The 5,113-nt window shown below is 69.5% G+C and carries 3 protein-coding genes; all 3 read left to right on the top strand.

Annotation, left to right across the window (positions count from 1 at the left end):
• Positions 1 to 8 precede the first annotated feature (8 nt).
• The 3 genes from VFA06_RS00015 to VFA06_RS00005 all read left to right on the top strand — a co-directional run bounded on the left by VFA06_RS00015 (position 9) and on the right by VFA06_RS00005 (position 5,104).
• Positions 9 to 1,766, top strand: a complete 1,758-nt coding sequence (locus VFA06_RS00015; RefSeq protein ID WP_349259987.1) for an acyl-CoA dehydrogenase — start codon at positions 9 to 11, stop codon at positions 1,764 to 1,766.
• A 137-nt stretch (positions 1,767 to 1,903) separates the two neighbouring features.
• Positions 1,904 to 3,736: a TIGR03767 family metallophosphoesterase gene (locus VFA06_RS00010; protein WP_324838216.1), complete on the top strand. Its 1,833-nt coding sequence runs from the start codon at positions 1,904 to 1,906 to the stop codon at positions 3,734 to 3,736.
• 78 nt (positions 3,737 to 3,814) lie between these two features.
• Positions 3,815 to 5,104, top strand: coding sequence for a M18 family aminopeptidase (locus tag VFA06_RS00005; protein WP_324838215.1), 1,290 nt, complete (start codon positions 3,815 to 3,817; stop codon positions 5,102 to 5,104).
• The last annotated feature ends 9 nt before the right edge of the window (positions 5,105 to 5,113 follow it).

Raw genomic sequence — 5,113 nt, 5'->3', positions numbered from 1 at the left:
GTCAGGACGTGCTGGGCCGCGAGCCGTATCCCGACCTGGATGAGGAAACCGTCCGTGGCATCCTGGCCGAGGTGAACCGGCTGGCCACCGGGCCGCTGGCCGAGTCGTTCGCAGAGGGTGACCGCAACCCGCCCGTCTTCGACCCCGATACCGCTACGGTCCGGGTGCCCGAGGCGTTCAAGAAGTCGTTCCGCGCGCTGATGGACGCGGAGTGGTACCGGCTCGGCCTGCCCGCCGGCCTGGGCGGGACCGCCGCGCCGCGCTCGCTGCACTGGGCCCTTGCCGAGCTGATCCTCGGCGCCAACCCCGCCGTCTGGATGTACGCGGGCGGGCCGTCGTTCGCCAGCGTCCTGTACCAGATCGGCACGCCCGAGCAGCGCCGCTTCGCCGAGCTCGCGGTCGAGCGGAAGTGGGGCGCCACGATGGTGCTGACCGAGCCTGACGCCGGCTCGGACGTCGGCGCGGGCCGGGCCAGAGCGGTCGAGCAGCCGGACGGGACCTGGCACATCGAGGGCGTCAAGCGGTTCATCACCAGCGGCGACCACGACCTGTCCGAGAACATCATCCACCTGGTGCTGGCCCGGCCCGAGGGCCACGGCCCCGGCACCAAGGGCCTGTCGCTGTTCATCGTGCCCAAGTTCCTGTTCGACTGGGACTCCGGCGAGCTTGGCGAGCGCAACGGCGTGTACGTCACCAACGTCGAGCACAAGATGGGCCTGAAGGTCTCGACCACCTGCGAGCTGACCTTCGGCGCCGACCGGCCGGCCAAGGGCTGGCTGGTGGGCGAGGTGCACGACGGCATCGCGCAGATGTTCAACATCATCGAGATGGCGCGGATGATGGTCGGCACCAAGGCCATCGCCACCCTCTCGACCGGTTACCTCAACGCGCTGGAGTACGCCAAGACCCGCGTTCAGGGCCCCGACCTGCCGGAGGCGACGAACAAGAACGCGCCGCGGGTCACCATCACCCACCACGCCGACGTGCGCCGGCTGCTGATGCAGCAGAAGGCGTACGCGGAAGGCATGCGCGCCCTGGTCTTCTACACCGCGAGCTGGCAGGACCGGGTGTACGCGGCCCGGCTGACCGGCGGCACGGACGAGCTGGCCGAGCGGATCAACGACTTCCTGCTGCCGATCGTCAAGGGCTACGGCTCGGAGAAGTCCTACGAGCAGCTGGCCCAGTCGCTGCAGATCTTCGGCGGCTCCGGCTACCTGCAGGACTACCCGATCGAGCAGTACATCCGGGACGCGAAGATCGACACCCTGTACGAAGGCACCACCGCGATCCAGGGCATGGACCTGTTCTTCCGCAAGATCGTCAGGGACCAGGGCCAGGCGCTCACCCACCTGAAGTCCGAGATCCAGGCCTTCCTCGACGCGCACACCGGCGGCGAGCGGCTGGCGAAGGAGCGCGAGCTGCTGGCGAACGCGCTCGGCGAGGTCGAGTCGATGGCGAACACGATGTTCGGCCAGGCGGCCAAGGCGCTGGAGGACCCGCGCGAGATCCACGTGGTCGGCCAGTCCACCACCGACTTCCTGTACTCGGTCGGCGACCTGGTGGTCGGCTGGCTGCTGCTGCGGCAGGCCGCGGTCGCGCTGGCGAAGAGCGCTGACGCGTCAGCCAAGGACGTGCCGTTCTACACTGGCAAGGTCGCCGCGGCGAGCTGGTTCGCCCGTCACATCCTTCCGCTGCTCGCCGCCCGGCGCGCGGTCGTGGAGGCCACTGACAACGCGCTGATGGACGTGCCCGAGGAGGCTTTCTAGCCCTTCCTGAGGCGGCACCGGTCCGGTCAGTGCGTTACGAACGCCCGGTCGGATTGGTGATCGGGCTGTGCGGGCCGGGTCCCCGGAAGGGATGAGCTCCTTCCGCGGGACCTGGTTCTCCGCGTACAGTGCCCGCCGTGGTGCGACTGCTGCGGCGCTTCTTCAAGATGCTCATCGGACTGTTCGTCCGGAATCCGGCGGACCCCGCTCTCCCGTTGGTCGCGGTGGCCGACACGGGCTTCAGCCCGGCCGCGCCGCAAGGCACCACCCTCGCCGAGACGCTGCTGGCCGGCCCGGCCGGACCAGGCGGGTACCGGCCGATCGTGCCGGCGCCGGGCGAGCCGTATCTGCTGCGCGAGGAACTCGCGAGCCGTCCCGTGAAGACGACGGTCACGGCCGCCCTGGGGACCGCGAAGCGCACGCCGATCGTCGCCTTCGCCCATCTGACGGACATTCACATGGTGGACGATCAGTCCCCGGCGCGGGTCGAATTCCTCGACCGCTACAACGATCCTGGATCACGCTTCACCGGCCTGGCCAACCTGAGCGGGGCGTACCGCTCGAACGAGATGCTGAGCGTGCAGGTCGCGGACGCGATGGTGCGGCGCATCAACGAGATCGGCGTCGGTCCGGCCTTCGGCGCGCCGCTGGCCTTCGCGGTCGCGACCGGCGATAACGCGGACAACGCGCAGTACAACGAGACCCGTTGGTTCATCGACGTGCTCGATGGCGGCTCGATCCGCCCGGACTCCGGCGACCCGGACAAGTACGAGGGCGTAGCCGACTGGGTCAAATACGACACGCGCTATTGGCATCCGGAGGGCACGCCTCCCGGCGGCGTCGATGATCTGCCGCGTTCGCTGCACGGCTTTCCGACGGTACCGGGGCTGCTGGATGCGTCACGCAGGCCGTTCGACGCGCAGGGATTGCGAACTGCGGCCGGTGCGCCGCTGCCCTGGTATTCGGCGTACGGCAACCACGATGCGCTGATTCAGGGCAATCTGCCGCACATCCCGGAGAGCTCTGAGTACGCGACAGGCACGCATAAGGCCGTGGAGTTGCCCACGGGCACTGACTTGGTGCATCTGGCGATCGATCTCGCGCGAGCCTCGCGGCACGCGGTCGAGCAGTTGATCGCAGGGGACTTCCGTACCGTGTCGGCGGACCCTGATCGTCGGCTGCTTGATCGCGCCGGGATGGTGCGGGAGCACTTCAAGACGACCGGTGTGCCGGACGGCCACGGCTTCACGCACGAGAACGTCGCGGAGAACACGGCCTACTACGGCTTCGATGCGGGCCCGGTGCGCTGCCTCGTGCTCGACACGGTCAATCCGAACGGCGGCGCGGACGGTTCGCTGGACGAGAAGCAGTACCTGTGGCTAGAGAGCGAGCTGTTCGCGGCCGCGACGCAGTACCTCTCGGAGCAAGGTGAGTTGGTACGGGGAGCTGGCGTGGACCGGCTCGTCGTGGTCTTCAGCCACCACACTGCCGAGACGATGGGCAACTGGCTGAGCGAGCCTGGAGAGCACCGGGTACTCGGCCGCGCGGTACGTGACCTGTTGCTGCGGTTCCCGAACGTGGTGCTGTGGGTTAACGGCCACACGCACGTCAACGGCGTCGTACCGCATCGTCGGCACCCGGAATCGCCGATTCCCGGTGGCTTCTGGGAGCTGAACACGGCCTCACACGTGGACTGGCCCCAGCAGGCGCGGCTGGTGGAGTTGGTGGACAACGGTGATCGGACGCTGTCCGTCTTCGGGACGATCATCGATCACGCGGCGCCGAGCGCGGTGCCCGGCGGCCCTGATGCGAAGTACGACCTCGGCTCGACGATCGCCCTGGCCTCGCTGTCCCGGGAGCTCGGGCTCAACGACTGGCAGTCGCGGACGCGCTCGGTGCCGGGGGCGGATGGACGGCGCGGCACCCTGACCGACCGGAATGTCGAACTGCTGCTTCCGGCTCCGTTCTGACCGCCGCCATGGCTCTGCCGTCGAGCGTGAGACAGTCCCCACATCGACTCGTCGGCGCGGGCCCGTAAGCTGGGCGGCATGGCACAGTTCGACCGCGCGCACACCGACAACCTGCTGACGTACCTCGCCGCGTCACCGACCCCTTATCACGCGGTGGCCGAGGCTGCCGCGCTGCTGGACAAGGGCGGTTTCCGGCAGCTGTCCGAGACGGCTGCCTGGGACGCGCAGCCGGGCGGCCAGTACGTGATCCGCGGCGGCGCGTTGGTTGCCTGGTACCTGCCCGAGGACGCGGAGCCGTCGCGGCCCTTCCGGATCATCGGCTCGCACACGGACTCCCCGAACCTGCGGGTCAAGCCGGTGCCGGACGCCGGGATGCTGGGCTGGCGGCAGGTCGCGGTGGAGGTGTACGGCGGGCCGCTCTACAACAGCTGGCTTGACCGCGACCTGGGCCTGGCCGGGCGGCTGGCGCTGCGCGACGGCTCGGAGCGGCTGGTGCGTGTCGACCGGCCGCTGCTGCGTGTGCCGCAGCTGGCGATCCATCTCGACCGCGGGGTGAACGGCGACGGCGTCAAGCTGAACCCGCAGATCCACCTGACCCCGGTGTGGGGGCTCGGCGAGCCGGGCGAGGGCGAGCTGATCGAGTTCGTGGCGCAGGAGCTCGGCATCGCGGCGGACGACGTGCTCGGCTGGGACCTGATGATGCACGACGTGGTCCCGCCGGCCTATCTCGGCCGCGACCGCGAGCTGATCGCGGCCCCGCGGCTGGACAACCTGATGTCCGTGCACGCCAGCGTCACGGCGCTGCTCGCCGCCGTGGAAGCCGGAATCGACGACGGCCCGATCCCGATGCTGGCGGCGATGGACCACGAGGAGAACGGCTCGGTCTCCACCACCGGGGCGGCCGGCCCGTTCCTCGAATCAGTCCTCGAACGTATCGTCGAGGCCCGCGGCGGCGGGGTGGACGCGCGCGCCCGGGCGTATGCCGGTTCTGTCATGGCCTCCTCCGACCTGGCGCACGCGGTGCACCCGAACTACCCGGAGAAGCACGACTCCGGCCACCGGCCGCTGGCCAATGGCGGCCCGGTGCTGAAGGTGAACGTGAATCAGCGCTATGCCACGGACGGCGCGACCCGGGCCGTCTGGGCCCGCGCGTGCGAGGCTGCCGACGTGCCGTGGCAGACGTTCGTCTCCCGCAACGACCAGCCCTGCGGCACCACCATCGGCCCGATCGCCTCCTCCCGGCTGGGCATCGCGACCTTCGACGTCGGAGTTCCGGCGCTCTCGATGCACTCGATCCGTGAGCTGTGCGGCGCCGACGATCCATGGCGTCTCACTGCGGCCCTCGCCGCGTTTCTGCGGCTGAACTGAGACAATGTT

It is taken from the genome of Actinocrinis sp. (genome assembly GCF_035653575.1).
Classification (GTDB): Bacteria; Actinomycetota; Actinomycetes; order Streptomycetales; family Catenulisporaceae; genus Actinocrinis.
The sequence above is the reverse complement of the archived record's forward strand: the minus strand, read 5'-3'. Positions and strand labels throughout refer to the sequence as shown.